This is a genomic window from Pseudomonas sp. Nvir (genome assembly GCF_963778085.1).
Taxonomy (GTDB): domain Bacteria; phylum Pseudomonadota; class Gammaproteobacteria; order Pseudomonadales; family Pseudomonadaceae; genus Aquipseudomonas; species Aquipseudomonas juntendi.
The window spans coordinates 1-1,174 of sequence record NZ_CAVZVN010000030.1; the positions used below are offsets into that span (position 1 = coordinate 1).

At 65.0% G+C, this 1,174-nt stretch carries 1 protein-coding gene; it reads right to left on the reverse strand.

Annotated elements, in window-relative coordinates:
- The coding region (locus AACG97_RS00240) for a GntP family permease (protein WP_338463239.1) at positions 1-1,174 on the reverse strand (1,174 nt) is incomplete at both ends.

A 1,174-nucleotide genomic window follows, 5' to 3' on the forward strand; every position in this document is an offset into this window, starting at 1 on the left:
AGAACGTGGCAATGACAAACAGTACCGCGAGGCTTTTGATCACCGTGATGGCGAAAATACCGCCGTAGGCCTGGCGATGGCTCAGGCCGGTGATCGCCAGCAGAGTGATCACCGCCCCGTTATGCGGCAGGGTGTCCATGCCGCCGCTGGCCATGGCGGCGACGCGGTGCAGGACCTCGAGCGGAATATTGGCGGCGTGGGCGGCGGCGACAAAGGTCTCGGACATCGCCGCCAGCGCGATGCTCATCCCCCCGGAGGCCGAGCCGGTGATCCCGGCCAGCACCGTGACGCTGATCGCCTCGTTTAACAGCGGATTGGGAATGGCCGCGAGGGCTTTCGACAGCACCAGGAAACCCGGCAGGGCGGCGATAACCGCGCCGAATCCGTACTCAGAGGCGGTGTTCATCGCCGCGAGAATAGCCCCGCCCACCGCCGTTCGGCTCCCCTCCGCCAGCCGGCCGCGGATATTGCGATAGCCGCAGACCAGCACCAGCACAATGCCGGAGAGCAGCGCCGCCTGCACCGCCCAGATAGCGGTGATTTTCCCTACTTCGGTGACGACAGGCTTCGCCAGACCCGGCAGGGTGAGCTCATGGCTGGCGCCGTACCACTGCGGGATCCAGTGGGTAAACAGCAGATTCAGCACCCCCACTAACAGCAACGGGGCGATAGCGATCAGCGGATGCGGCAGATCGATGTCATCCGGGGTCTCCGGCTCATTTTGCAGGTCGGTCCCATAGCCTTCGCCGCGGGCCTGTGCTTTGCGGCGCTGACGCTCCAGCCACAGCAAACCGAAGATGATAATGAACAGCGAGCCGATAAGCCCCAGCCAGGGGGCCGCCCAGGCGTTGGTGCCGAAGAAACTGGTGGGGATAATATTCTGGATCTGCGGCGTGCCGGGCAGGGCGTCCATGGTAAACGAGAATGCCCCGAGGGCGACGGTGGCCGGGATCAGCCGTTTGGGGATCCCGCTCTGGCGAAACAGTTCGGCGGCGAAGGGGTAGACGGCAAAAGCCACCACAAACAGCGACACCCCGCCGTAGGTCAGCAGGGCGCACACCAGCACGATCACCGGGATCGCGTGGCGGCGTCCGAGGATGCGGATGGCGGCGGCGACAATCGACCGCGAGAATCCCGACAGCTCAATCAGCTTGCCGAACACGGCGCCCAGCAG